Genomic DNA, 24,727 nt, shown 5'->3' with positions numbered 1-24,727 from the left:
CTCGGCGGGCTGACCCCGGCCGACTCGATGACGCCCTGACGCGCCGGCCCTCACCAACCTCGGCCGGCCCGTCCGCCACCCCGGCGGGCCTCTGCGGCGCCCGGCGCGTCAGCGCGTCAGGCGGGACGGAAGGCGGCCCTGCCATGGTCGATGACGACCGTGCCGTCCTCCTTCGCCGTACGGAACGACGCGGTCAGGCCGTCCACCCAGATCGACACGGTCAGCGTCTCGCCCGGGAAGACGGGCCTGCTGAACCGTCCCGACATGGCCGCGAAGCGCGCCGGGTCCGACCCCGCCACCGTGTGGAGCAGCGCCCGCCCGGTGATCCCGTACGTGCACAGCCCGTGCAGGATCGGCCGGGGGAAACCGGCGCGGGCGGCGAAGACGGGATCGGAGTGCAGCGGGTTGCGGTCTCCGGACAGGCGGTAGAGCAATGCCTGGTCCCGGCGGGTCTCGTAGGTCACGGTGTGGTCCGGCGGCCTGCCGGGCTCGGCCCACTCGTCGCGGGGCCCCCGGTCGCCGCCGAAACCGCCCTCGCCCCGGATGAACACCGAGCTGCGGCTCGTGATCAGCGCCTCGCCGCTCTCGGCGTCGGCCGCCCTGGATTCGATCACCACCAGCGCCCCCGAGCCCTTGTCGTAGATGCCGGTCACCGTCGAGGTGGTCCGTACGCGACCGGCGGGCGGCAGCTCGCGGTGCAGCTCGAACGCCTGCTCGGCGTGCACGAGCATGGCCGGGTCGAAGTCGCCGAGCCGCCGGCCCGTGGGGGCCTGGGCGGCCAGGACCGCGAACGTCGGCAAAACACGCTGCCGGATGCCCGCCGAGTTCTCCGTGGTGAAGGCGAGCTCGTCGGTGCCCGCCCCGACGCCCAGCGCGTACAGCAGGGTGTCGGCGGACGTCCACGACCGCTCGTGCGGCGCGCTCTCCACCCCGATCAGGCTGTGGTCGAGCGGCATGTCAGTCCTCCCCGTTGGGGATGCGGCCGCTGGTCAGGGCGTTCGGCGCGGCCTTCTCGACCAGGGCGGGGATCACCTCGCCCAGCTCGGCCGGATCCCAGCGGGCGTCCTTGTCGACCCCCGGCCCGGCGTGCCAGCCCTCGGCCACGCTGATGTGCCCGCCGCGCACGTTGAAGACCCGGCCCGTGATCCCCCGCGACTGCGCGCTCGCCAGCCACACCACCAGCGGCGCGATGTTGTCCGGGGCCGCCGGGTCGAATCCGCCCTCGGCGGGCCGCCTGCCGCCCGGGATGAGGTTCTCGGTCATCCGGGTGAGCGCGGCGGGCGCGACCGCGTTGACCGTCACGCCATAACGCGCCAGCTCCTTGGCCGCGATGATCGTCAGCGACGCGATGCCCGCCTTGGCCGCGCCGTAGTTGCCCTGGCCCGGGTTGCCGTAGATGCCGGACGACGAGGTGGTGTTGATCACCCGGGCGTCCACCCGCTCCCCTGCCTTGGCCCTGGACCGCCAGTAGGCGGCGGCGTGCCGCAGTGGGGCGAAGGTGCCGCGCAGGTGCACCCGGATGACCGCGTCCCACTCGTCGGCGGTCATGTTGACGAGCATCCGGTCGCGCAGGATGCCCGCGTTGTTGACCAGGACATGCAGGTCGCCGAAGGTCTCCACTGCCCTTCTGACCAGGCGCTGCGCGCCGTCGAAGTCGGAGACGTCCTCGCCGTCGACCACGGCCTCGCCGCCCATGGCCCTGATCTCCTCGACCACCTCGCCCGCGGCGCCGGTGGACGAGCCGGTGCCGTCGACCTCCGCGCCGAGGTCGTTGACGACGACCTTGGCGCCCTGGCGCGCGAACTCCAGCGCGTGTCCCCGCCCGATGCCCCGCGCGGCGCCGGTGACGATCACGACCCGGCCTTCCACGATTCCGCCCATGCGCAGCTCCCTTGACTCGACCTTGACCCGTCCCCGAATGAACGTGATTCTAGTAATGGAATCTAGAATTTGGTAGGGAGGAGCCGGTCATGATCCAGCTCGCCGTACGATGACGGCCGTGCCGCGGACCATCGCGGCGGACCCCGGCGAGCGGGAGCGGCTGCGCCGCGCCTGGCGGACGCTGTCGGTCGTGAGCATGGCCAGCGTCCTGACCGCGCTCGGCGGCAGCGCGCTCAACGTGGCGCTCCCCCAGGTCGTACGGCAGACGCACGCGAGTGCGGACGCCGCGAGCTGGATCCTGCTCGCCTTCCAGCTCACGACGACCGTGCTCATGGTCGTGTTCGGCCGGCTCGCCGACCTGTTCGGGCGGCGGGCGATGTATCTCGGCGGCCTGGCCACCTACACCGTCGCCAGCCTGCTGGCCGGGCTCGCGCCGAGCGCCTGGGTCATCGTCGGGCTGCGGGTGGCGCAGGCGGCGGGCGGGGCCATGCTGCTGACCAACAGCGCCGCCCTGGTGACCGACGCCTTCCCCAAGTCGCGGCTCGGCGAGGGGATGGGCGTCTACACCGCGTCGTTCTCCATCGCCCAGCTCGCGGGCCCGTCGCTCGGCGGCCTGTTCACCGAACATCTCGGCTGGCGCTGGGTGTTCTGGTACAACGTGCCCCTCGGCGTCGCGTGCCTGGTCTGGGGCGCGGTAGCGCTGCGTCCAGGACCGCCGCAGGGCCGCGACCGGGGGCTCGACCTGCCGGGCAACGCGCTCGTGCTCGCCTGTCTCGGCGGCCTGCTGCTCGCGCTGTCGGAGGTGACCCGGCTCGGCTGGGGACATCCGATGGTCGTGTCCGGGCTCGCCGTGTTCGCCGTGACGCTGCCGCTGTTCGTCGTTCGGGAGCTGCGGGCCCGGCATCCCGTGGTGGACATCCGGATGTTCCGCGACGTCACCTTCGCCCTCGGGACGCTGGCGTCGTTCCTCAACTCGGCCGCCCGGGTCGGGGTGGTGCTCCTGGTGTCGCTGTTCTACCAGGCCGTACGCGGGGAGGACCCGGTGCGCGCGGCGCTGAAGGTGCTGCCGCTCTCGATCGCGGCGATGGCGGCGTCGGTCGGGGCGGGCTTCGTGCTGCGCCGCCTCGGCCCGCGTACGGTGGCCGTCGCGGCGACCTCGCTGACGACGGCGGGCCTGGCCGTCCTGCTGTGCCTGATCTCCCCCGGCGTCTCGTCCGGGGCGCTCATGGCCGCGCTCGTGCTGATCGGCGCCGGCTCGGGCATGTTCCTGCCGTCCAACACCACCGCGATCCTCGACGGGGTGCCGTCACACCGGCTGGGGATCGTCAACGCCATGCGCCTGATGCTGCAGAACACCGGGGTGGTGGTCGGCACCGCGCTGGTCCTGTCGATCATCACGGTGCCGCTGCCGGCCGGGCTGCACGACGCCGTCTTCGCGGGAACGCTGTCCCACGTCTCGTCCACGGCGGTCGGGCAGCTCGTGACCGGCTATCGCTGGGCGCTGGCCTGCATGACCGCCGTCTCCGCGCTGGCCGTGCTGACCTGTTTCACCAGAAGGCGGGCGGGCTCGCCGGTCAGCTGAGGACGCGGCCGTGGCGGTCGCGGGCCTTCAGCCGCACGGTGGGCATCTCGGGGGCGGGCAGCGGCTCCTGCCCTCCCGGGACGACGCCGAAGCGGGCGCCCCGCATCCAGTCGTCGCGCGCCCGCGCGATCTCCTCGTGTGAACGGCCGACGAAGTTCCACCACATCACCAGCGGTTCCTCGAACGGCGTGCCGCCCAGCACGAACAGCCGGGCCGGACCGGCCGCCTCGATCGGGATCTCCGTACGGCCCTGGCCGAGATAGAGCAGCGAGCCGGGGCTGAGCGCGACCCCGGTCACGTCGGCCGTGCCCGACATGGCCAGCACCGCCGTCTCGAAGGCCGGGTCCACCGGCAGCCGGTGCTCTCCCGGCCCCGCGAACAGCACTTCGGCCCCGAGCAGCGGGGTGTGCACGAGGGCGGGCGAGCGCAGCGGCCCGGCCTCGCCCACCACGACGGTCACCGTGACGTCGCCGTCGCGCAGCACGGGCAGGGCGGCGTGGTGCTCGAACCGCGCCTCGCCGTGCCGGGCCTCCTCCGGCAGCGCGACCCACAGCTGCAGGCCGTGCATGCCCGGCGGGTGCTCCGGCGGCGACTGCTCCGAGTGGGCGATGCCGTGGGCGGCGGTCATCAGGTTGAGCTGACCGGGCACGATCGACTGGACGTTGCCGAGGCTGTCGCGGTGCAGGATCTCGCCCTCCGCGAGCCACGTGACCGTCTGCAGGCCGGTGTGCGGATGCGGCGGCACCTGCATGCCCGGCCGGCCGCTCACGTCGTCGGGCCCGAAGTGGTCGACGAAGCACCACGCGCCGACCATCCGGCGCGGGCGCTGCGGGAGCAGCCTGCGCACGGTCGTGTAGCGGCCGAGCGGCACGTCGTGGCCGGGCAGGAGCACGCTCTCGGCGTTCGCGGCGCCGTCGGCGACCGTGCAGCCGTACACCGCCGGCTCCGCCGGGCTCACTTCGATCCCTCCCCTCCGTCGAGGGAGAACCTGGCCCGCTGGTCGGCGGGCACCAGGTCGAGGTAGTCCGGGTGGCGCTCGATGTAGCGCTGCACGAACGGGCAGAACGGCAGGACCGACAGCCCGGCGTCCCTGGCGGCGTCGAGCGCCGCCTTGACCAGCGTCGAGCCGAGGCCCCGGCCCCCGAAGGCCGGGTCGATCTCGGTGTGGGTGAAGGAGATCCTCGGCCCGCTGAGCCGATACTCGGCGAAACCGGCGAGGGCGCCGTCCACGGTGATCTCGAAGCGGCTCGCCTCCGGGTTGTCGGCGACCTTCGGTTCTGACTGCTGCATCGGTTCTCCTTCTTCCGGGCGTCTGTTCCCGACTCGTCTGTTCCGAGATCGTCTTTCCGGGCTCGTCTGTTCCGGGCTCGTCTGTTCCGGGCTCGTGTGTTCCGGAATCGTCTTTCCGGGCTCGTCTGTTCCGGCTCGTCGTCAGGCGGCGATCGTCGCGTGCATCTCCCACACGAGGATCTCGGCGGGCTCCGTCGCGGTGACCTTCTGGCCGCCGGTGGCGGTGAACCGTACGGCGTCGCCGGTCTCCAGAGTGCCCGCACCCTCCAGGGTGACGGTCCCCCGGGGTACGAACAGGTGCAGGAACGGCGCCTCGGGCAGCTCCACGCTCTGGCCCGGCTGGAGACGGGCCGCGTACAGCGCGGCGTACCGGTTCTTGATCCGGATGGCCGCCTCACCTGCGTGCTTGTCCATGCCGCTCGCGACCGGCACCAGGCCGCCGGCCAGCAGCTCGTTCTCGATCTCCAGCTGCTCGTAGCCGGGCGTGATGCCGGGCTCGTCGGGGACCACCCACATCTGGACGAAGTGCACCGGCTTGTCGTGCGTGTCGCCGCCGGTCAGCCTCCAGGAGTCGTTCTTCTCCGAGTGGAGGATGCCGGTGCCGGCGCTCATGCGCTGGGCCAGGCCCGGGTAGATGACGCCGGAGTGGCCCTCGGAGTCCTGGTGGACCAGGGAGCCCTGGAGCACCCAGGTGACGATCTCCATGTCGCGGTGCGGGTGGGTCTCGAAGCCGGTGCCCGGGTGGACGACGTCGTCGTTGTTGACCAGCAGCAGCCCGTGGTGGGTGTTGTCGGGGTCGTAGTGGCCGCCGAACGAGAACGAGTGCTTGGAATCCAGCCAGGAGATGCGGGTCGCGAAACGCTCGGCCGCCCGGCGGACGTCCACACGAGGGGTCAGCCTGGTCGTGGTCATGGGGTGCCCTTTCCTCGTCGCCATGTAGATGATGTGTCATCTACTGGTGCCTGACAACATACATGACGTGTCATTGATTCCGGATAGCCTGGAGAGCATGAACAGCCCCCGGTGGCTCGACGCGGACGAGCAGCGCGCCTGGCGGGCGTACCTGCGCATGCAGGGCCGCCTGACCGCCCGGCTCAACCGGCAGCTGCAGGCCGACTCGGGCCTGTCCCTGGCGGACTACGACGTCCTCGTGCATCTCACCGACCACGAGGAGGGACGGCTGCGGCCGTACGAGCTGCAGCGCGACCTGCAATGGGAGCAGAGCCGGCTGTCGCACCAGCTCACCCGGATGCAGCGCCGCGGGCTCGTCCGGCGGGAGGAGTGCGCCGACGACGGCCGCGGCGCGTACGTCGTGATCACCGAGGAGGGCCGCCGGGCCATCACCGCCGCGGCCCCCGGGCACGTGGAGACCGTGCGCAGCGTGTTCTTCGACGGCCTCACCCGCGAGCAGGTCACCGCGCTCGAACGCCTCGCCACCGACGTGCTCGACCGGCTCGGCTGACGGACGATCTCCTCGGGGACGTCGCGATCGGGACATTCCAGCGGCCGTGCCGCCTGGTAGCGGTGGTCGCTCACCACATCGCCGTGATCAACGTGCTGGTCGGGGCGGGCCGCACGACGATGGCGAGCGATCAGGCGGCTGCGCCTCACCACGCCGGAGAGGACGCCGGACGTTGATCACAGTGCTGCTCGTGGATGACCAGGTGCTGGTCGGTCACCGCGCTCGCCGCCCCGTCGTGCTCAACGGCGTGACGCCTGACACCGGCACCGCATCCGGTCTAGCTGACGGTGCCTTCGGGGAAGACGACGTCGACCACTCCGGGGACGGTCCTGGCCACCAGCTCGGCGATGCGGGCCGACCGCTCGTCACCCGGGCCGTACAGCTCGACGACGCCGTCCCGTACGGCCGCGCCGAAGGACGCCGTCTCGGCGCAGTCGCGCAGCGCCGCGAGCACGTCCTCGCGGATCCGCTCGTCTCCGTGGGCCAGCAGGCCCATCAGGTCGCGGCGGCTGACGATCCCCACGAGCTCGCCGTCGTGCACGACGGGGACGCTCTTCACCCCTGTCGTGATCATCAGTTCGACCACCTCCATGGTGTCGGCGTCCTCCGCCACGGTGCGGACGTGCGGCGTCATGACCTCCTCGACGAGCGCGGGCGGCCTGCTGGTGGGCGGCGCCTCGGGACGCAGGAAGGCCCGCGGGTTGGCCCCGTACTCGCCGCGCAGCAGGTCCATCTCGCTGACGATCCCGACCATCCGCCCGTTCTCGTCCACGACCGGCGCGGCCGTGATGTCCTTCTCGTACAGCAGGCGGACGGCCTGCTTGATCGTCCACGTGCGCGGGACCGTCACCACCGGCGTCGTCATGATCTCGTGGACCAGCATCGTGACCCCCTCCTACCCGGGCGGCGCGAGGGCGAGCGTGCCGCCGGGCGCCGGGACGACCCGGGTGCCGAAATCCCGGCAGGCGTGGTCGAGTGTCGCCCGCAGCCACTCGCGGTCGTCGCCGCGCGCGTGCCGCAGCCGCAGCCGCACGGCCCGCATCGGCGCCATCCGCAGCTCCAGCAGCCGCCCCGAGGCCGCTTCGGCCGTCGCGAAGTACATCAGCCGCAGGTCGTCGCGGTATGCTTCATATCCGGAGATGCCCTCGTAGTCGTTGATGAAGTCCCCGCAGCCGTAGATGATCAGCCGGTCCCGATACACCTCGATCGGGCGGGGATGGTGCGAGGAGTGGCCGTGGACGAGATCGACGCCGCCGTCGACCAGCGCGTGCGCGAACTCGACCTGGTCGTCCTCGACCTCGTAGCCCCAGTTGGAACCCCAATGGATGGAGACGACCGCGATGTCCCCCGGCCGCTTGACCTCCCGGACCCGAGCGACCATATCCGCCGCGGCTTCGCGGGTCGCCCCGGGCAGGAAGGCCACCCCGGGCCGGCCGGGGGCGGCCGCCCATCCGGCGGGGACGCCGCTGGACGGCATCGCGACCGCGAACACCAGGACCCGCCCGCCGCCCGGGAGCGGCACGATCGCGGGCCGCCGGGCCTCGTCCTCGTCCCGTCCCGCGCCCGCCTGGTCGAGCCCCGCCTCCTCCAGCACGTCCAGCGTCTCGACGAGCCCGCGTACGCCGAAGTCGAGCACGTGGTTGTTGGCCAGCACGCACACGTCGGGCCGGGCCACGGCCAGGGCGGGGATGTTGGCCGGGTTCATCCGATAGTGGATCTGCTTGCCCGGGGCGAAGTCGCCGCTGCGGGTGATGCTCGTCTCCAGGTTGAGCACGCGTACGTCGGGGGCGACCTCGTCGAGCACCTCCAGGGCGTCGCCCCAGGGCCAGGAGTAGCCGCCCTCCCGCGGGACCGGGCCGTTGACCGCCTCCGCCAGCCCGACGTACACCCGGGCGTCCCGGACGTACGGCTCTTGGAGCACGGGATCGCCGGGGTGCGGAAGGATCTGGTCGATGCCGCGGCCCAGCATGACGTCACCGCACAGGAACAGCGTCACCGGGTCCCCCGCCGCCGACCGCATGGCACCCCTCCTCCGGCACGGGCTCAACGGGGCGGAGCAGCCCAGTGGCCGTGCGCGTCGATGGACGTCGCACTTCCATCCTTCCCCCTGACCGCCAGGAGGCACCGGGCGACACCGGGAGGCACCGGGCGGCACCGGGCGGCATGGCCGCGAGCGGGGCGCTCAGGTCACGCGGCAGAGGATCTCGCCGTGCAGGACGCTGAACCAGGCGTCCTCGCTCGCGGCCCACTCCCGCCAGCCGTCGGCGATCCGCCGCAGATCGTCCCGCGTCGCGTGGCCGCTCTCGACCGCACGGTCGGCGTACGACGACTGGACCGTGCGCTCGGCCCACAGCCCGCCCCACCACTCCCGTTCCTGCGGGGTGGCGTAGCACCAGGTGGACGACGACGAGGTGATGTCGGTGAATCCGGCCTCCCTGGCCCAGACGTGCAGGCGGCGGCCGGCGTCGGGCTCGCCGCCGTTGGCGCGGGCCACCCGGCGGTAGAGGTCCAGCCAGTCGTCCATGGCCGGGATCTGCGGATACCAGACGAAGCCGGCGAAGTCGGAGTCGCGCACCGCGACGATCCCGCCCGGCTTGGTCACCCGCCGCATCTCGCGCAGCGCGCCCACCGGGTCGCCGACATGCTGGAGCACCTGGTGGGCGTGCACCACGCAGAAGGAGGCGTCGGGGTAGTCGAGCGCGTGCACGTCGCCGGTCGTGAAGCTCACGTTGCCCAGCCCGCGGCCCTCCGCCTCGCGGCGGGCCTGCTCCAGGATCTCGGGCCCGGTGTCGAGGCCGATCACCTCGCCCTCCGGCACCAGCCCGGCCAGGTCCGCGGTGATCGTGCCCGGGCCGCAGCCGACGTCCAGGATCCGCATGTGGGGCTTCAGCACGCCCAGCAGGTACGCCGCCGAGTTGGCGGCCGTACGCCAGCGGTGGGAGCGCAGGACGGACTCGTGAAAGCCGTGGGTGTAAACGGCCGTTTCGTGTGCCATGTGGACACCCTTCCATATGTCTCGCTATTTGAGCAATTACATCTCATATTCAGAGACAGACAGCCGCCTGCGCAGGCGGCGCAATGGCGCCGAGGACGTCGGCACCCGATCGGCGGGCAGGCCGAAGCGGACACCGCGGAAGGCCGAGGCGCGCGAGCCGAAGAAGGTGCTGCGCGGCTATCCGGCCCCGCTCGACGGTTGATTCCCCGGCCCGAGCGCGGGCATGGTGATCGGATGACCAGCGATGAGGTGCGCGACGGAGTCACGCTGACCAACCTCGACCAGCCGCTCTTCGACGACGCGGGCGCGACCAAACGCGACCTTGTCGACTACCTGGACGCCGTCCGCGACCGCATCATCCCGGTGCTGCGCGACCGGCCGCTGTCGGTGGTGCGGGTGCGGCAGGGCCAGGCGCCGTTCATGCAGAAGAACGTGCCCTCCTACGCCCCGGACTTCGTGCGTACGGTCACCGTCTGGGCCGAGTCGTCGCAGCGGCGGGTGTCGTACGCGCTGTGCGACGACCGGCGCACCCTGCTGTGGCTCGCCAACCAGAGAGCGGTGGAGTATCACCCGGCCCTCGTCCGGGCCGGCGAGTGGGACCGTCCCACCCATCTCGTGCTCGACATCGACCCGCCGTCGGCCGAGGCGTTCCCGCAGGCCGTCGCCGCCGCCCGCCTGGTCGGCCGGGCGCTGGCCGACGCCGGCCTGTCGGGCGCGGTCAAGACCAGCGGCGCCAAGGGCCTGCACGTGTTCGTGCCGCTGGAGGCGCACGCGACCGTGGACGTCGCCGCGGCCACCCGCGCGCTCGGCGTACGCGCCGAGCGTCTCGATCCGGCCCTCGCCACGACGGCGTTCATCCGCGAGGACCGTGGAGACAAGGTGTTCATCGACTCGACCCGATCCGGCGGGGCGACCGTGGTGGCGGCCTACAGCCCGCGCGTACGGCCCGGCGTCCCCGTGTCGTTCCCGGTGGCATGGGACGACCTGGACCGGATCGCCCCCGGCGACTTCACCGTCCACACGGCGGCCGGGCTGCTGCGGGACGACGACCCCTGGGCCGCGCTCATGCCGGAGCCCCAGCGGCTGCCCCGCGATCTGATCGAGGAGGGCCACACGATCCCGGTCGCCCGCGTGCAGGCCATGCACGAGGGCAAGCGCCGCGCCCGCGCCCGGCGCTCGTGAGCGAGTTGGCGACAGCGTGTTGCTATAGTTCGCGACATGTCGTCGCAAACATCGCGCCAGAGCTGGATACCCCTCATCGTGCTCGCCACGGGCGTGTCGATGGTCGTCATCGACGCCACGATCGTGAACGTCGCGGTGCCCGCGATCATCTCCGACCTGGGCCTCGGCGCCACCGACGTGGAGTGGGTCAACTCGATCTACTCGCTGATGTTCGCGGCGCTGCTCATCCCCTTCGGCCGGGCGGGCGACCGCTATGGCAGGCGCCGCCTGTTCGCCCTGGGGGTCGCGGTCTTCCTGCTGGCGAGCGTGCTGGCGGCGATGTCGGTGAACGGGCCCATGCTCATCGGCGTACGGGCCGTGCAGGGCGTGGGGGCGGCGATGGCCGTGCCGATGACCCTCGCGATCATCAACCGCGTCTACGTCGGCCGTCAGCGGGTGATCGCCTTCGCGGTCTGGGGCTCCATCATCGGCGGCATGGCCGCCGTCGGCCCGCTGGCGGGAGGCTGGCTCGTCACCGAATACGGCTGGCGGGCCGCGTTCTGGATCAACCTGCCCATCGCCGCGCTGCTCCTGCTCGGCTCGCTGCGGGTGCCCGAGTCGCGGGACGGCCACGCGACGGGCGGTGACCTGCTCGGGCTCGTCCTCGCCGTGCTCGGCACGACCGGCGTCGTCTTCGCCCTGATCGAGGGCCAGAAGTACGGCTGGTGGGAGCCGCGCCGGATCGCGGACGTGTTCGGCCTGCGGTTCGAGAGCGTCTCCCCCGTGCCGTTCGCCTTCGGCGTCGGCATCGTCGCGCTGGTCGCTCTGGTGGTGCGCGAACGGCGGCGCGGGCGCGCCGGCCTGGCGGTGCTCGTCGACCTGACCCTGTTCGAGCTGCCGAGTTTCCGCTACGGCGCGATGGCGGCGGTGATCGTGGCGCTCGGCGAGTTCGGCATGATCCTCGTGCTGCCGCTCTTCCTGCAGTCCGCGCTCGGCTACACCGCCTTCCGGGCAGGCCTCGTCATCGCCGCGCTGGCCCTCGGCACCTTCCTGGCGGGCGGGATGGTCCCCCCGCTGTCGAAGAGGTGGTCGCCGCGGACCATCGTGCGGATCGGCCTCGCCCTGGAGGCCGTCGGCGCGGCCGGGATCGGCCTGTCCCTCTCGGCGGACATGGGCGCCTGGCGGCCCGTGCCGTGGCTGCTCGTCTACGGCGCGGGCATCGGCTTCGCGACCGCGCAGCTCACCGGCGTCCTCATGGCCGACGTGCCCGCGCGGCTGTCCGGCGGCGCGTCCGCGCTGCAGAGCACGGTCCGCCAGCTCGGCGCGGCGCTGGGCGTCGCGATCCTCGGCGGGGTGCTGGTGTCCGGGCTCGGCTCGGCCGTCGAACGCGGGCTCGCCGACCGGCCCGAACAGGTGCGCACGAGCGCGGCGCGCGCGGTCGAGGAAAGCGCCGGCGCCGCCATTCCCGCGCTCCGCGACCCGGTGATCCACGCGGTGGCGGTCGACGCCGCCGCCGAGTCGACCCGCAGGGTCACGTTCATCACGGCGCTGGCGCTGCTCGCCGGGGTCGGCGTCACCCTCCTGCTCCCCCGCACGCCGGTCGCGAAGGACGAGTCGCCGGAGCCGGTCGCCGCGGGCGGGCCGGATACTGGAGGTCGCGACCTGGACATGTAGCGACCCTGGAGGGGGTAATGCCGAGGATCAGCGCGGCGACCGTCGCGGATCACCGGGCCAACCAGCACGCCGCCCTGCTGGAGGCGGCGCGGGAGATCCTGGTCTCCGAGGGCGTGCACGCGCTCACCCCGGCGGCCGTCGGCGCCCGCATCGGCCTCGCCCGCTCCAGCGTCTACCGCTACTTCTCCTCCACCGCCGACATCCTGGCCCAGCTCGTGGAGGACGCCTTTCCCCGCTGGTCGGCCCGCCTGCGCGCCGCCATCGCCCCCACCGGTCCGGACGCCTCCCTGCCCGCCAGGATCCGCGCGTACGGCAGGGCCGCGCTCGACTTCGTCGGCAGCCCCGACTACGCGCTGATCCCCGCGTTGCAGGCGATCGGGCTGCCGGGCGAGTGCCGGGTGCGGGTGGACGAGCTGCACGGCGAGCTGATCGCACCCCTCGCCGACGCGCTGCGCGAGGCCGGGACCGACCACCCGGCGCTGCGGGCCGAGCTGGCGTGGGGCGTGCTGCGGGCGGGCGCCCGCCGCCTCATGCCCGACGCGGCACACCACCGGGAGCCGGCGGCCCACGACCCGCAGCTCGCTGCGGCGCACGACCCGGATCCGGCGGCTCACAGCCTGGAGTCCGCGGCTCACGAGCAGGAGCCCACGGCGGCGGACGCGGGCCCGGACGACATCATCGAGATCACCCTCGACGTGCTCACCCGCGCCCTGCGCTGACCCCCGCCGACCGGCGGACGCGACACCGGCCGGCTCACGAGCCGGCCGGAGCGCGGGCCGGTTGACCCACGAGATGGTCGATGCGCGCGGGCGGCGTCTAATCGAGCAGTGCGTGAGCCGGCCGACGCGCGAAGGCGGCGTCAGGCCGCTCGTGGCGTCAACCTGCACCGTTTCCCTGCTGCCGCACCCACCCGCCGTTCCCCGCCGCCGTGTGGCGCATTCATGACATCACCTAGCATCCGCTCTGTACTGCCGTTTTCTGGACGGCCGTCCTCATATGACATCACTATGATGCCGCGTGACGTCATTAACGATTGACGTGACGTCATAATGGCGTCATAGTTGGGTCATGGATCTGATGCCGTACGTCGAGAACCTCCGCCGTCAGCTCACCGTGGCCGCCGAGGCGGGCGGTCCCGATGCTCGCGAGCTCGCCGAACGCCTCACGAGCGCTCTCGAATCCGCGACCAGGCTCACCCTGCTGGAGGCGTTGTCGGCGGCGGCGGACGAGATCACCCGAGATCTCGCCCAGGGTTCGGTCGACGTGCGGCTCCGCGGTGGCGACCCGGCGTTCGTGGTGACGCCACCGCACTCGGAACCGTCGCCGGAGGACGCTGACGCCGTGACGGAGACCGCGCCGCCGACGGCGGCAGAGGCCACCCCGCCCGCCGCGCAGCCGTACGGCGAGGAGGGCGGCACCGCGCGGGTGACCCTGCGCCTGCCCGAGCACCTCAAGGTGCGGGTCGAAGAGGCGGCCGCCCGGCAGGGCGTCTCGGTCAACGCCTGGCTGGTTCGCGCCGTCTCCGCCGCGTTCGAGCCGGGCGCCGGGAGTGCTCCCGCCGGCCGCCCGCAGCAGCCCCGGAGCGGGCGCAGCTACACCGGCTGGGTGCGCTAGCGGCGCCCCCGGTCTCGTCACCCCGCCACCACTCTTCGCCCGGCCCCGAGGCCGGGATGTTCCACCGGACCCATGAGGAGGGCTCCGCCATGCCCGCTTTCGACACCCCCGAGCCGATCACCGCCGACATCCAGATCTACCTCGGCCAGGTCCGCGTCCACGCGAGCGACCGCGCCGACACCGTGGTGGAGGTGCGCCCCAGCGACCCCTCCAGCGAGGCGAGCGTGCAGGTCGCCGAGCGGATCATCGTCGAGTTCTCCGGCGGACGGCTGCTGGTCAAGGACCCCAAGCCGAAGGCCCTGCGATATCTGCTGCCGTGGCGCGGCTCCATCGATGTGACCATCGAGCTGCCGGCCGGCTCCCGCGTCGAGACCCAGGGCGCCATGGGGCTCGTCGCCACCGGCCCGCTCGGCCAGGCCGTCCTGCACAGCTCGTACGGCGACCTGCGCCTGGACGAGACCGGCCCGCTGGAGATCAGGGCGTCGTACGGCGACGTCTCGGTCGACCGGGTGATCGGCCCCGCCGAGGTGACCACGTCCACCGGGGCGATCCGGATCGAGACCATCGACGGCCCCGGCACGCTGCGAACCTCCACCGGCGGCATCGCCATCGGCGAGGCGACCGGTGCGCTGCAGCTGAAGACCGCCCACGGCGACATCGCCGTCGACCGCGCGGTGGCCGACCTCACCGCCAAGACCGCACACGGCGGCATCCGGGTGCACGCGGTGGCGAGCGGCACCATCCACCTGGAGACCGGCTACGGCAAGATCGGCGTCGGCATCGCCGAGGGCACGTCCGCGTGGCTCGACGTGCACTCCAAGAACGGCGTGGTGCGCAACACCCTCGACCCCGCCGAAGGCCCCGGGACCACCGACAGGGTCGCCGAGGTGCACGCGAACACCAACTGGGGCGACATCGACATCCACCGGTCCTGACCTCCGCACACCCAGCAAGGAGACCCCCTATGAGCGACGCGATCACGGCCGAAGGACTGGTCAAGAGATACGGCGAGGTGACCGCTCTCGACGGGCTGAGCTTCGCCGTCCCGCAGGGGACGGTCCTCGCCCTGCTCGGCCCGAACGGCGCCGGCAAGACCACGACGGTGCGGGTCCTGACCACGCTGCTGCGGCCCGACGGCGGCCGCGCCACCGTCGCCGGATGCGATGTCGTCGGCGACGCCCGGCGGCTGCGCTCGTCCATCGGGCTGTCCGGCCAGTACGCCGCCGTCGACGAACACCTCACCGGCGCCGAGAACCTGGAGATGATCGGACGGCTCTACCACCTGGGCGCACGGCACAGCAAGGCCCGCGCCCGTGAGCTGCTCGAACGCTTCGACCTCACCGAGGCGGCGGACCGTCCGGTGAAGGGCTACTCGGGCGGCATGCGCCGCCGCATCGACCTCGCGGGCGCCCTGGTCGCCGACCCGCCGGTGCTGTTCCTCGACGAGCCCACCACGGGCCTGGACCCCCGCGCCCGGGCCGCGCTGTGGGACACCATCTCCGAACTCGTCGCGGGCGGCAGCACGCTGCTGCTCACCACGCAGTACATGGAGGAGGCCGACCGCCTGGCCGACCAGATCATGGTGGTCGACCACGGCCGCGCCATCGCCCGCGGCACCGCCGACGAGCTCAAGGACAAGGTCGGCGGCAGCCGCATCGAGCTGACCGTGACCGACGCCGCCGAGCTGGAGACCGCCCGGCAGACCCTCGCCCGGTTCGCCGCGGGCGACGTGCGGACCGTGCCGGAATCGCTCCAGGTCACCGTATCGGTCACCGACGGAGTCGAGTCGCTGCGCCGGGTCCTCGACCTGCTCGCCGACGCCGGGGTCCGGGTGCGCGACGCCGGACTGCGGCGGCCCACCCTCGACGACGTCTACCTCACGCTGACCGGGCACCAGGCGTCCGGCACCGACTCCGAGGCCCGGGAGGCCGCTCGATGAACGCGCTCACCATGCCCATCGCCGACGGCTGGACCATCGCCAGGCGCAACACCCTCAAGATCAGGCGATCGCCCGACCTGCTCGGCTCCGCGATCATGTTCCCGATCGTGTTCGTGCTGATGTTCGCCTACGTCTTCGGCAGCGTCATCCACGTCCCGGGGATGTCCTATCGAGAGTTCCTGATCCCCGGCATCTTCGTCCAGGCCGTGCTCGTGAGCGCGCAGGTCACGGGCTACACGCTGACCCTGGACCTGCAGAAGGGGATCTTCGACCGGTTCCGCTCGCTGCCCATGGCCCCGTCCGGGGTGCTGATCGGCCAGACCGTCAGCGACCTGCTGATGAACCTCGCCAGCCTGGTCGTCATGGCGGTGATGGGACTGATCGTCGGCTGGCGGGTGCACTCCTCGCCGCACGAGGTCGTTCTCGGCTTCGGGCTGCTGCTGCTGTTCGCCTACGCGTTCTCCTGGTTCACCGCGACCGTCGCGCTGGCCCTGCGCACCCCGGAGAGCTTCAACAACGTCGCCACCACGCTCTCCTTTCCGCTGATGTTCATCTCCAACGCCTTCCTCGACAGCTCCGCGCTGCCCACTCCGCTCCGCGTCGTCGCCGAGTGGAACCCTGTCTCGACCATCACGCAGGGCGCGCGCGAGCTCTTCGGCAACACCAGCGCCGCGATGAAGACCGCGGACGCCTGGCCCCTGCAGCACGCCGTCCCGGCGTCGCTGCTGTGGATCGCCGTCATGCTGGTCGTGTTCGTCCCGCTGGCGACCCGGCTCTACAAGAAGGCGGTCAGCGCCTGACCACGCACGCCGCCGCGACAGCCCGCCACCGGAACCAGTGGCGGGCTTCCGCGAGCCGCCCCGTCGTACGGCCCGCTCGTCCGGCCGCCCCCGCAGCGCGATGCGGGATGCCCGCTGCCGGCTATGCGACGCGCGGTGCGTGGGTGCCCGGCGCAGGATGCGGGGCGCAGGATGCGGTGCGCGCGGTGCGCGATGCTGGTGCGGGATGCCCGCTGCGCGGCGCGCGGTGCCCAGAACCGGGCACCGGGTCAGAGCACAGGGCGCCGGGGCAGGACACAGGGCGCCGGGGCAGAGCACAAGGCGCCGGGGCAGAGCACAAGGCGCCGGGGCAGGACACAGGGCGCCGGGGCAGAGCACAAGGCGCCGGGGCAGGACACAGGGCGCCGGGGTCAGGGCTTGCGGCCGACGGCTCCGAGAATGCCGGAGTTGCCCGGGTCCGTCGGCACCTCCCAGGGGACGTCGGGACGCCACGCCTGCACGGGGACCACGCCGGGCTCCAGGATCTTGAGCCCGTCGAAGAACGACGTGATCTGCCCGAGCGACCGGCCCGCCAGCCCGCCGGAGGACGTGGCCGAGTAGACCTGCTTGCTCGCCTCCACGACCTCCTCCTCGATGTCGCCCTTGTAGATGTGCGACAGCACGAGGTGGCCGCCCGGGATCAGCCGTTCGCGCACCTCCGCCACGATGCGGGCGGCGGTCTCGTCCTCGGTCACGAAGTGCAACACCGAGACCAGGAGGACGGCGAACGGGCGGGTGAAGTCGATGTGGGCCCGCACCGCCGGGTCGTCGAAGATGGCGCCGGGATCATGCAGGTCGCCGTTCATGACCATCGTGTCCGGGTTGTCGGCCAGCAGCGCCCGCGCGTGGACGAGGACGACGGGGTCGTTGTCCACGTAGACGACGCGCGATCCCGGGGCGTGCCGCTGCGCGACCTGGTGGACGTTCTCCTGCGTGGGCAGCCCGGCGCCGATGTCGATGAACTGGGTGATCCCCGACTCGGCCAGGTGCCGTACGGCACGGCCGAGGAAGCCGCGGTTCTCCCGGGCGATCTCCCGCCCGTCGTTGCCCATCTGGCGGCCGATGGCGAGCATCTTCTCGGCGGCCTCCCGGTCGGCCGGGAAGTTGTCCTTTCCGCCCAGGTAGTAGTCGTACATCCGGGCGACGCTGGGCACGTTGGGATCGATGCCCGCGAGCGCCTGTCCGAAGTCGTCCATACGTCGCTCCTCGCTGGTGGGACCGCTCCCACGGATTCCGTACGATGATGATCATCTCCCGAGATTGGCTCACGGGCAACGGGGGCGGTGGTCAGAACGAGGCTGACCGGCGCCCTGATGATCTGGCGGCGAGAACGACGGGCGTGTGAAAACGGATTAATGCGGGCGACATTCCACGGACGGTGACCATGTAACAACGCCCGGTCAGACTTCGGAGTATGAGCGAACCGAGAAATGCCGCCGACGGGGGCGGTCACGCGTCTCCCGGCCCGCATCACCAGCACCCGCAGCACCGGCGGTCCTGGCGGCGGGAGATCGCGGAACTGGCCGCGCTCTTCCTCGCCGTCGGCCTCGCCCACGTGCTGACCACCCTGCTCGGCCACCGCGACCCCGGCCCGGTGATCCTCGTCGGCCTCGGCCTGGCGCTGATCCTCGGCTCGGCCGTGCACCGGCGGCTGTCGGCCCCGGGAGGCGTACGGCTACGCGCACGGGCCGGAGCGGAGCAGTCCACGAGCCTGTGGCGGGTGCGCGCCAGGGTCGCCGAACGGCCCGGCCGCCTCGCCGCGCTCGCCGGGGCGTTCGCCCGGCTGCACTGCAACATCCTCGCCCTGCAGATCGCGCCCGCCGGAAGCGCGTCGATGCTGCCGGGAGGCTGCGACGCCCTGGACGAGTTCATCGTCGAGGCCCCCGCCTCGCTGACGCCCCACGACTTGTGGCAGGCGGTCGACCGGGCCGGCGGGGCGGACGCCGTGATCGTCCCCGCCCAGGTCAGGGACCTCATCGACCCCGGCATCCAGGCGCTGCTGCTGGGCCGCCGCGTACGCGACGACCCGGGCGAGCTGGTCGCGGCCATGACCGAACTGCTGCGGACGGCCGACATCGGCATGCACGGCCCCGGCGAGCCGGTCCCCGCGGAGGAACCGACCGTGATGACCATTCCCGTGCCCACCGGGGGCGTATTGGTGGCGCGGCGGCCGGACCTGCCGTTCACACCGACCGAGGCGGCGCGGGCCGCCGCGCTGGCCGCGGCCGCCCGGCACCGTCAGTGGGCGGACGAGTGAGCCGTCCCCGTACGAGTCGGCTCGCACGGAGTCGGCCCGGCCCCGGAGTCGCCCCGGCCCCGGAGTCGCCCCTGGACGGGTCGGCTCCCCCGGAGAAGTGAGCTCGGCCCGGACGACTCGGTCCGGCCCTGGACGAGACGACTCCGGAGAAGTGAGCCCGGCCCGGACACGTCCGCTCGGTCCGGACGGGTGTGCCGGTCCTCAGCCCGCCACGTCGAGGCGGCTGAGCTCCTCCGACGACAGCTCCAGGTCCACGGCCTTGACCGAGTCGAGGATCGTCTCCGGCCGCGAGGAGCCGGGGATCGGGATGACCACCGGCGCCTTGGCCAGCATCCAGGCCAGGCACACCTGGTAGGGGCTCACGTTGCGTTCCCGCGCCACCTCCGCGAACGGCGCGAAGCGCGAGCCCAGCTCGCCCGCCTTGGTGATGCCGCCGAACGGGCTCCACGGCAGGAACGCGATGTCGAGCTCCGCGCACAGCTCCAGCTCCGGCTCGCTGGAGCGGAAGGCCGGGGAGAACTGGTTCTGCACGCTGACCAGACGGCCACCGAGGATGTCGTTGGCCTGGCGGATCTGGTCGGGGTCGGCGTTCGAGATGCCGGCGTAGCGGATCTTGCCCGCGTCCAGCAGGTCGCGGATCGCCCCGACCGAGTCCTCGTACGGCACCTGCGGGTCGGGCCGGTGGAACTGGTAGAGGCCGATCGCGTCGACGCCCAGCCGCTTGAGCGAGGCGTCGCACGCCTGCTTGAGGTAGTCGGGCGAGCCGTTCTGCGTCCAGGTGCCGTCGCCGGGGCGCAGATGCCCGCCCTTGGTGGCGACCAGCACGTCCGAGGTGTCGCCGCCGTAGCTCGCCAGAGCCTTGGCGATCAACGTCTCGTTGTGGCCCACCTCGTTCGCGTGCAGGTGATAGGCGTCGGCCGTGTCGATGAGCGTCACCCCGGCGTCCAGTGCCGCGTGGATGGTCGCGATGGAGCGCTGCTCGTCGGGCCGCCCCTCGATGGACATCGGCATGCCCCCGAGACCGATCGCGCCGACCTGCACGTCGCCGATGCGGCGAGTCCGCATAAGAAGATCCCCCTTCGAATGGCACAGATCAGAGTTCTGTGTCCTATCCTGCGGATTCGGCATTAAGCCGTCCAACAGAAGATTCCGATCGCATTGAGCAGCGTGGGTGATAAGCGGTGGAGTTACGGCAGCTCAGATACTTCGTGGCGGTCGCCGAGGAGAGCCACTTCACACGGGCGGCCGATCGTCTGCGCATCGCGCAGTCCGGTCTGTCGGCCTCCATCCGCGCGCTCGAACGGGAGCTGGGCGCCGACCTGTTCCGCCGCAGCACCCGGCAGGTGCGGCTCACGCCCGAGGGCAGGGCGCTGCTGGTGGAGGCCAGGCGGGCGCTCGCCGCGAGCGACGCGGCACGTGAGGCCGTCGCCGCCGTCCAGGGGCTGCTGCGCGGATCGCTGTCCATCGGCTCGCTGCAGTGCCTGCACGCGGTGGACCTGCCGGCCGTGCTCGCCGGGTTCGTGCAGTCGCATCCCGGTCTCGACATCCGGCTGCGCCACGGCGGCTCGGGCGAGCTGGTCGAGCAGGTGCGCGAGGGCCGCCTCGACCTCGCCCTGGTGTCCCGCCCGGCGCACGAGCCCGACGACCTTGTGGTGGCCCCTCTCTCGTCCGAGCCGCTCGTGCTGGCCTGCGCGCCGGGGCACCCGCTGGCCGCGTCCGGGAAGGTGCGGCTGGAGGCGCTGCGGGGCGAGCGGTTCGTGGACTTCCCGCCCGACTGGGGCACCCGTACGCGGGCCGACGAGGCGCTCGCCTCCGCCGGCGTCGAGCGCCACGTGGCCCTGGAGGTCACCGACGTCCACTCCCTGCTGGATCTCGTGGGCAACGGCCTCGGCGTCGCCCTGGTCCCCCGGTCGTTCTCCCTCAAGACCACCCGCGTGCGCTTCCTGGAACTCGCCGATCCCGTTCCGATGTGGGAGACCGTGGCGGTGAGCGGAGCGCCCGGCGGCGCCGCGGGGGCGGCATTGCTCGAGGAGATCTACCACGCCTCACGTTGACTTTTGCGTCAAAAATCACCCAAATTGGTATATAACACCTCTTAAGCCTTCGGGGTTCGGCCCCAAGGCTCCTCCCGAACGGCCGACGACCACGAAGGCGACTCCCATGAGCGTGCACGTCCACGTCCGCCTCAACGACGGTTACGCAGTCACCGAGGACGGTCAGCTACTGGAGCGGACAAGCTGCCACTGCGGCGCCTCCTGGGAGACCTTCTTCCAGGTCGACGAGGGCGAGCCCGAGAACATCTGACCCCCTGACCATGCTCACCGCCCGGCGCGGGCGATGATCTCCAGCAACGCGCGGTGCGTCTCCCGGTCGGCCGCCACGACGAGCCCGCCCGCACCGGTGTGCAGCGGCTCGCCGTGGATGCCGGTCACCACGCAACCGGCGGCCTGGCACAGCGCGATCCCGCCCGCGAAGTGCACGCTGTCGCGCAGGTGGCCGTCGGTGACGTACGCGGCGCGCCGGCCGGCGGCGACCCACGCCACCGCCAGAGTGGTGGAGACGACCCGCGGGCGGAAGCGCTCGGCGAACCCCGGGTCGGCGAGGAGCGCGGCGGCCCGGAAGGCCGGCGCGTTCGGGAACGGCGGGTCGAGGTTGACGTCCACCAGCCGCGACTCGGCCGACGGCACGAGCCGCTCATCCCCGGTGCCCTGAGCCTCCCTGACCTCCCCAGCGCCTTCGGCATCCGCGCCGTCGCCACCGTCCCGGGCGCCCCTCGCGACCTCGCCATCTCCGCCATCCCAAGCGCCGTCGGCGTCCTTGACGCCCCGGGCGCCCCTCGGGTCCTGGCCGTCCTGGGCGTCGCGGGTGTCTCCGGCGTCGCGGCGGACGTACGCGTGCGCGCCGTCCGTCCAGAACACCTCGCCGGCGAAGGGGTCGGCGCAGGCCGCCGCCGTGACGGCGGAGCCCGTCCGCAGGGCGACGTTCACCGCGACGAGCATGGTGCGCGCGGCGTAGTTCAACGTGCCGCACAGGGGATCGACCAGCCACTCGCGCTCCGCGCCGTCCCGCCCGGTGCGGCCGCTCTCCTCGCCCGTCACGGCGTCGTCCGGGCGAGCCTCGCGGATGACGCCGAGGATGGCCTTCTCCGCTTCGATGTCGGCGACCGTGGCGAAGTCGTCCGCCGATTTCGCGAAGCGCGTCAGCGACGTCCCCCACATGGCGCGCACGACGGCGGCTCCGGCTCGCGCCGCCGCCAGGGCCAGCTCCTCGTCTGTGATCGGCACGAGGACAGGACTACCACTCCCGGCACCGGCCTGCGGCACGGGCGGCGTCTCACCGACCACGCCTCTGGGACTCGGCGCCGCCGACCAGCGCCGTCACACGGCAGGGCCGCCTCTCACCAGTCACGACCGTAGGCTGGGCGTCATCGTCCATGGCTCCGCCTATGGGCTCCTTCTCGGCCTTGGGACGCGTCTACCCGAATCTCGGCTCGCGACGGGCGGCATTCGTCAGACGCGCCCTCACTGGGCGGGGATCTCCCCAAGGCGAATGGTTCTCACTAGGCTGATCCAGAAGTTTCCTCTGTTCTGGTGCTGGAGCCGCTCATGTCCCCCGCCTCGCCGGATGTCGCCCTCGCCCGCCGTCAGTCGCTCGCGGACCTGCTCCGGCGCTCCGCCCGGCGGCATCCCGCCCGGCTGGCCGTGGCGGACGCCGCCCAGGCGCGCACGTACGCGGAGCTCGACGAGGACGTGACGCGGGTGGCGGGCGCGTTGACCGCCCGGGGCGTACGTCCCGGGGACCGCGTGGCGGTGCTGTCGCGCAACAGCGTGGACTACGTGCGGACCATCTTCGGCGTGGCCCGCGCCGGGGCCGTTCTCGTGCCGGTCAACTTCATGCTGGGAGCCGACGAGATCGCCTACGTCCTGTCCCACTCCGGCGCGGTCGCGCTGATCGCGCAGGACGCGCTGCTGCCGGTGGCGCGAGACGCGGCCAAGCAGGCCGACGGGCTGCGCCTGCGCATGGTCTACGGCACGCCGGACGAGGGCTGGGAGCCGTTCGACGCGCTGCTCGCCGAAGACGTGGCCGAGCCGGTCGTGCCGATCGGGCCCGACGACCCCGCGCAGATCCTCTACACCTCGGGCACGGAGTCGCGCCCGAAGGGCGCCGTGCTGTCCCACGCCGCGCTGATCGCCCAGTATGCGAGCTGCGTCATCGACGGCGGCATGACCCGCGACGACGTCGAACTGCACGCGATGCCGCTGTTCCACTGCGCCCAGCAGCACTGCTTCCTGGTGCCGGACATCCAGCTCGGCGCGTCCAGCCACATCCTTCCCGGGGCCGATCCGGCCGCCGTGCTGGAGGCGATCGAGCGCCACGGCGTGACCAAGTTCTTCGCGCCGCCCACGGTGTGGATCTCGCTGCTGCGCCACCCGGACTTCGACCGGCGCGACCTGTCCTCCCTGCGCAAGGGCTACTACGGCGCGGCGATCATGCCGGTCGAGGTGCTGCGGGAGATCGGCGAGCGGCTGCCGGACGTGCGCCTGTGGAACTTCTACGGCCAGACCGAGATGGCGCCGGTCGCGGTGATGCTCCAGCCGGAGGACCAGATCCGCAAGGCGGGCTCGGCCGGCCAGGCCGCGCTGAACGTCGAGACGCGGGTCGTGGACGCCGACGGCAACGACGTCCCTCCCGGGGAGATCGGGGAGATCGTGCACCGCAGCCCGCACGCGATCCTCGGCTACCTGGACGACCCCGAGAAGACCGCCGAGGCGTTCCGCGGCGGCTGGTTCCACTCGGGCGACCTCGGGGTGATGGACGAGGAGGGCTACCTCACGGTCGTCGACCGGATCAAGGACATGATCAAGACCGGCGGGGAGAACGTCGCCAGCCGCGAGGTCGAGGAGGTCGTCTACGAGCACCCGGCGGTCGCCGAGGTGGCCGTAGTCGGGGTCCGCCACCCGAGCTGGATCGAGGCGGTCGTCGCGATCGTGGTGACCAAGCCGGGCGTGACCGTCACCGAGGAGGAGCTGCGGGCCCACGTCCGGGCGCGGCTGGCCGCGTTCAAGGTGCCCAAGGCCGTCGCGTTCGTGGACGCGCTGCCGAAGAACCCGAGCGGCAAGATCCTCAAGCGTGAGCTCAGGGAGCGCCACGCCGCCCTCGCCGACCGCATCCCCGGCCTGCGGCTTCCGGGCGGTCAGGAAGGGTAGCCGTGACGGCCGTGGAGGCGGACGAAGCGGGCCAGCGTGAGCACCCGCAGCGGTTCGAGGCCGATGACCGTGCGCTCGAACAGCACGACCTCCTCCCGGCCGCCCGAACCGATGGGCTGCACCAGGCGTCCGCCGAGCCGCAACTGCTCCACCAGCGGCGTGGGGACCGTGGGAAAGGCGGCCGAGACGATGACGGTGTCGTACGGGGCGTGCTCGGGCACCCCCCTGCTGCCGTCGCCGACGAGCACCTGCGCGTTGCGTATGCCCTGCCGGGCGAGGTTTCGGCGCGCCGCGCGCACGAGGTCGGGCCACAACTCGACGCTGACCACGTCGGCGGCCATGCGGGCCAGCAGCGCGGTCTGGTAGCCGAGACCGGTGCCGACCTCCAGCACGTGCTCCCGGCCGGTGAGCGCGAGCCCCTCGATCATCGTGGCCGACAGCGATGGCTGGGTGGTCACCTGCCCGTGCGCGATGGGGATCGGCACGTCCTCGTACGCGTGGGCGGCGTATGCCGGGGGGACGAAACCGGCTCTCGGGGTCGAGCGCACGGCCTGGAGCAGGCGCTCGTCGCGCACGCCCACCGCCCGGACGGCCCGGACGAGGTCTTCGGGACAGGCGGTTGCGGTCACGTCCACCACGCTCACGTTCGGCGATGAGCCGCACCCTCCTCCGCGGCCCGCTCATCCCCGGTGATGCCCCCTCAGCCGCGCCGGAATCCGAGGGCACCAAGCACGCCCGGACGCCGACGACCGCGAACCGGACACGACCGGCAACGCCATGCCCTCCCGGGCCGCGTCAGGCCGGCACGGCCCGCGCCTCGACGGCATCGGGGCCGTGTGCGGCCGAT

25 protein-coding genes are annotated in these 24,727 nt (G+C 72.4%); 13 read left to right on the top strand and 12 right to left on the bottom strand.

All coding sequences use genetic code 11. The features are described from left to right. Positions 1-116: 116 nt before the first annotated feature. Positions 117-956, bottom strand: a complete 840-nt coding sequence (locus HCK04_RS18790; protein WP_142648642.1) for a MaoC/PaaZ C-terminal domain-containing protein — start codon at positions 954-956, stop codon at positions 117-119. A gap of 1 nt (position 957) precedes the next feature. Beyond that, positions 958-1,881: an SDR family oxidoreductase gene (locus tag HCK04_RS18785; RefSeq protein ID WP_142648641.1), complete on the bottom strand. Its 924-nt coding sequence runs from the start codon at positions 1,879-1,881 to the stop codon at positions 958-960. 118 nt (positions 1,882-1,999) lie between these two features. On the opposite strand from HCK04_RS18785, the gene HCK04_RS18780 reads away from it, so the two are divergent. Further along, positions 2,000-3,463 (top strand): MFS transporter, encoded by a 1,464-nt coding sequence (locus HCK04_RS18780; protein ID WP_260617327.1) that lies wholly within the window; start codon positions 2,000-2,002, stop codon positions 3,461-3,463. Here the strand turns inward: HCK04_RS18780 and HCK04_RS18775 are convergent. From HCK04_RS18775 to HCK04_RS18765, 3 genes are all read right to left on the bottom strand, one after another. Then, positions 3,456-4,421 (bottom strand): pirin family protein, encoded by a 966-nt coding sequence (locus HCK04_RS18775; RefSeq protein ID WP_260617326.1) that lies wholly within the window; start codon positions 4,419-4,421, stop codon positions 3,456-3,458. The two genes, HCK04_RS18780 and HCK04_RS18775, sit on opposite strands and share 8 nt — an antisense overlap. Then, the gene (locus HCK04_RS18770; RefSeq protein WP_142648716.1) at positions 4,418-4,753 is read right to left on the bottom strand and encodes a GNAT family N-acetyltransferase; all 336 of its coding nucleotides are present in this window, start codon (positions 4,751-4,753) and stop codon (positions 4,418-4,420) included. The genes HCK04_RS18775 and HCK04_RS18770 overlap by 4 nt, the downstream gene beginning before the upstream one ends. Positions 4,754-4,894: 141 nt before the next feature. Then, the gene (locus HCK04_RS18765; RefSeq protein WP_142648639.1) at positions 4,895-5,665 is read right to left on the bottom strand and encodes a pirin-like bicupin family protein; all 771 of its coding nucleotides are present in this window, start codon (positions 5,663-5,665) and stop codon (positions 4,895-4,897) included. A gap of 97 nt (positions 5,666-5,762) precedes the next feature. On the opposite strand from HCK04_RS18765, the gene HCK04_RS18760 reads away from it, so the two are divergent. Continuing rightward, complete coding sequence (locus tag HCK04_RS18760) at positions 5,763-6,215, top strand: MarR family transcriptional regulator (protein ID WP_142648638.1); 453 nt, start codon at positions 5,763-5,765, stop codon at positions 6,213-6,215. A gap of 277 nt (positions 6,216-6,492) precedes the next feature. Here the strand turns inward: HCK04_RS18760 and HCK04_RS18755 are convergent, their stop codons facing one another. The 3 genes from HCK04_RS18755 to HCK04_RS18745 all read right to left on the bottom strand — a co-directional run bounded on the left by HCK04_RS18755 (position 6,493) and on the right by HCK04_RS18745 (position 9,210). Then, a complete protein-coding gene (locus HCK04_RS18755) occupies positions 6,493-7,098 on the bottom strand; it encodes a CBS domain-containing protein (protein WP_142648637.1) in 606 nt (201 codons plus the stop codon). Between the two features lie 12 nt (positions 7,099-7,110). After that, positions 7,111-8,235 (bottom strand): CapA family protein, encoded by a 1,125-nt coding sequence (locus HCK04_RS18750; protein ID WP_142648636.1) that lies wholly within the window; start codon positions 8,233-8,235, stop codon positions 7,111-7,113. 162 nt (positions 8,236-8,397) lie between these two features. Further along, a complete protein-coding gene (locus HCK04_RS18745; protein ID WP_142648635.1) occupies positions 8,398-9,210 on the bottom strand; it encodes a methyltransferase domain-containing protein in 813 nt (270 codons plus the stop codon). A gap of 234 nt (positions 9,211-9,444) precedes the next feature. Between HCK04_RS18745 and ligD the strand changes: the two genes are divergently transcribed. From ligD to HCK04_RS18710, 7 genes are all read left to right on the top strand, one after another. Next, positions 9,445-10,392, top strand: a complete 948-nt coding sequence (gene ligD / locus HCK04_RS18740; RefSeq protein ID WP_142648634.1) for a non-homologous end-joining DNA ligase — start codon at positions 9,445-9,447, stop codon at positions 10,390-10,392. Between the two features lie 36 nt (positions 10,393-10,428). Beyond that, on the top strand, positions 10,429-12,045 hold the full coding sequence (locus HCK04_RS18735) for an MFS transporter (protein WP_142648633.1): 1,617 nt from the start codon (positions 10,429-10,431) through the stop codon (positions 12,043-12,045). 17 nt (positions 12,046-12,062) lie between these two features. Continuing rightward, positions 12,063-12,764: a TetR/AcrR family transcriptional regulator gene (locus HCK04_RS42530; protein WP_240971565.1), complete on the top strand. Its 702-nt coding sequence runs from the start codon at positions 12,063-12,065 to the stop codon at positions 12,762-12,764. Between the two features lie 349 nt (positions 12,765-13,113). Next, entirely contained in the window at positions 13,114-13,659 is a 546-nt protein-coding gene (locus HCK04_RS18725; protein WP_142648632.1) for a toxin-antitoxin system HicB family antitoxin, read from the top strand. A gap of 89 nt (positions 13,660-13,748) precedes the next feature. Further along, the gene (locus tag HCK04_RS18720; protein WP_142648631.1) at positions 13,749-14,594 is read left to right on the top strand and encodes a DUF4097 family beta strand repeat-containing protein; all 846 of its coding nucleotides are present in this window, start codon (positions 13,749-13,751) and stop codon (positions 14,592-14,594) included. Between the two features lie 29 nt (positions 14,595-14,623). Continuing rightward, positions 14,624-15,598 (top strand): ATP-binding cassette domain-containing protein, encoded by a 975-nt coding sequence (locus HCK04_RS18715; protein WP_142648630.1) that lies wholly within the window; start codon positions 14,624-14,626, stop codon positions 15,596-15,598. After that, on the top strand, positions 15,595-16,398 hold the full coding sequence (locus tag HCK04_RS18710) for an ABC transporter permease (protein ID WP_142648629.1): 804 nt from the start codon (positions 15,595-15,597) through the stop codon (positions 16,396-16,398). The genes HCK04_RS18715 and HCK04_RS18710 overlap by 4 nt, the downstream gene beginning before the upstream one ends. Positions 16,399-16,787: 389 nt before the next feature. Here the strand turns inward: HCK04_RS18710 and HCK04_RS18705 are convergent, their stop codons facing one another. Continuing rightward, positions 16,788-17,612: an SAM-dependent methyltransferase gene (locus HCK04_RS18705; RefSeq protein WP_142648628.1), complete on the bottom strand. Its 825-nt coding sequence runs from the start codon at positions 17,610-17,612 to the stop codon at positions 16,788-16,790. Positions 17,613-17,830: 218 nt separating this feature from the next. Between HCK04_RS18705 and HCK04_RS18700 the strand changes: the two genes are divergently transcribed. Beyond that, positions 17,831-18,673, top strand: a complete 843-nt coding sequence (locus tag HCK04_RS18700) for a hypothetical protein (RefSeq protein ID WP_168066049.1) — start codon at positions 17,831-17,833, stop codon at positions 18,671-18,673. Between the two features lie 201 nt (positions 18,674-18,874). On the opposite strand, the gene HCK04_RS18695 is transcribed toward HCK04_RS18700, so the two are convergent. After that, on the bottom strand, positions 18,875-19,738 hold the full coding sequence (locus HCK04_RS18695; protein ID WP_142648625.1) for an aldo/keto reductase: 864 nt from the start codon (positions 19,736-19,738) through the stop codon (positions 18,875-18,877). A gap of 116 nt (positions 19,739-19,854) precedes the next feature. Here HCK04_RS18695 and HCK04_RS42520 point away from each other — a divergent pair, with 116 nt between their 5' ends. Next, entirely contained in the window at positions 19,855-20,727 is an 873-nt protein-coding gene (locus HCK04_RS42520; protein ID WP_142648624.1) for a LysR family transcriptional regulator, read from the top strand. Positions 20,728-20,833: 106 nt separating this feature from the next. Continuing rightward, a complete protein-coding gene (locus tag HCK04_RS18685; protein WP_168066047.1) occupies positions 20,834-20,977 on the top strand; it encodes a hypothetical protein in 144 nt (47 codons plus the stop codon). Positions 20,978-20,991: 14 nt separating this feature from the next. On the opposite strand, the gene HCK04_RS42515 is transcribed toward HCK04_RS18685, so the two are convergent. Continuing rightward, positions 20,992-21,957 carry an inositol monophosphatase family protein gene (locus tag HCK04_RS42515; protein WP_260617325.1) on the bottom strand — a complete coding sequence of 322 codons (966 nt, stop codon included), beginning with the start codon at positions 21,955-21,957 and terminating at the stop codon, positions 20,992-20,994. 321 nt (positions 21,958-22,278) lie between these two features. On the opposite strand from HCK04_RS42515, the gene HCK04_RS18675 reads away from it, so the two are divergent. Further along, positions 22,279-23,880 (top strand): fatty acyl-CoA synthetase, encoded by a 1,602-nt coding sequence (locus HCK04_RS18675; protein WP_142648714.1) that lies wholly within the window; start codon positions 22,279-22,281, stop codon positions 23,878-23,880. Here the strand turns inward: HCK04_RS18675 and HCK04_RS18670 are convergent. Beyond that, positions 23,868-24,515, bottom strand: coding sequence for a protein-L-isoaspartate(D-aspartate) O-methyltransferase (locus HCK04_RS18670; protein WP_260617324.1), 648 nt, complete (start codon positions 24,513-24,515; stop codon positions 23,868-23,870). The genes HCK04_RS18675 and HCK04_RS18670 overlap by 13 nt on opposite strands. Positions 24,516-24,727 lie beyond the last annotated feature (212 nt).

This window comes from Microbispora sp. CL1-1, assembly GCF_012034195.1.
Taxonomy (GTDB): Bacteria; Actinomycetota; Actinomycetes; order Streptosporangiales; family Streptosporangiaceae; genus Microbispora.
The sequence above is the reverse complement of the archived record's forward strand: the minus strand, read 5'-3'. Positions and strand labels throughout refer to the sequence as shown.

Excerpts from the sequence above, each read along its gene's own strand:
- HCK04_RS18735 (WP_142648633.1), top strand. The coding sequence starts at position 10,429 with ATGTCGTCGCAAACATCGCGCCAGAGCTGGATACCCCTCATCGTGCTC.
- HCK04_RS18675 (WP_142648714.1), top strand. The coding sequence starts at position 22,279 with ATGTCCCCCGCCTCGCCGGATGTCGCCCTCGCCCGCCGTCAGTCGCTC.
- HCK04_RS18705 (WP_142648628.1), bottom strand. The coding sequence starts at position 17,612 with ATGGACGACTTCGGACAGGCGCTCGCGGGCATCGATCCCAACGTGCCC.
- HCK04_RS18700 (WP_168066049.1), top strand. The coding sequence starts at position 17,831 with ATGAGCGAACCGAGAAATGCCGCCGACGGGGGCGGTCACGCGTCTCCC.
- HCK04_RS18760 (WP_142648638.1), top strand. The coding sequence starts at position 5,763 with ATGAACAGCCCCCGGTGGCTCGACGCGGACGAGCAGCGCGCCTGGCGG.
- HCK04_RS18755 (WP_142648637.1), bottom strand. The coding sequence starts at position 7,098 with ATGCTGGTCCACGAGATCATGACGACGCCGGTGGTGACGGTCCCGCGC.
- HCK04_RS42530 (WP_240971565.1), top strand. The coding sequence starts at position 12,063 with ATGCCGAGGATCAGCGCGGCGACCGTCGCGGATCACCGGGCCAACCAG.
- ligD (WP_142648634.1), top strand. The coding sequence starts at position 9,445 with ATGACCAGCGATGAGGTGCGCGACGGAGTCACGCTGACCAACCTCGAC.
- HCK04_RS18750 (WP_142648636.1), bottom strand. The coding sequence starts at position 8,235 with ATGCGGTCGGCGGCGGGGGACCCGGTGACGCTGTTCCTGTGCGGTGAC.
- HCK04_RS18715 (WP_142648630.1), top strand. The coding sequence starts at position 14,624 with ATGAGCGACGCGATCACGGCCGAAGGACTGGTCAAGAGATACGGCGAG.
- HCK04_RS18785 (WP_142648641.1), bottom strand. The coding sequence starts at position 1,881 with ATGGGCGGAATCGTGGAAGGCCGGGTCGTGATCGTCACCGGCGCCGCG.
- HCK04_RS18770 (WP_142648716.1), bottom strand. The coding sequence starts at position 4,753 with ATGCAGCAGTCAGAACCGAAGGTCGCCGACAACCCGGAGGCGAGCCGC.
- HCK04_RS18765 (WP_142648639.1), bottom strand. The coding sequence starts at position 5,665 with ATGACCACGACCAGGCTGACCCCTCGTGTGGACGTCCGCCGGGCGGCC.
- HCK04_RS18720 (WP_142648631.1), top strand. The coding sequence starts at position 13,749 with ATGCCCGCTTTCGACACCCCCGAGCCGATCACCGCCGACATCCAGATC.
- HCK04_RS18685 (WP_168066047.1), top strand. The coding sequence starts at position 20,834 with ATGAGCGTGCACGTCCACGTCCGCCTCAACGACGGTTACGCAGTCACC.
- HCK04_RS18745 (WP_142648635.1), bottom strand. The coding sequence starts at position 9,210 with ATGGCACACGAAACGGCCGTTTACACCCACGGCTTTCACGAGTCCGTC.
- HCK04_RS18725 (WP_142648632.1), top strand. The coding sequence starts at position 13,114 with ATGGATCTGATGCCGTACGTCGAGAACCTCCGCCGTCAGCTCACCGTG.
- HCK04_RS18790 (WP_142648642.1), bottom strand. The coding sequence starts at position 956 with ATGCCGCTCGACCACAGCCTGATCGGGGTGGAGAGCGCGCCGCACGAG.
- HCK04_RS18710 (WP_142648629.1), top strand. The coding sequence starts at position 15,595 with ATGAACGCGCTCACCATGCCCATCGCCGACGGCTGGACCATCGCCAGG.
- HCK04_RS18695 (WP_142648625.1), bottom strand. The coding sequence starts at position 19,738 with ATGCGGACTCGCCGCATCGGCGACGTGCAGGTCGGCGCGATCGGTCTC.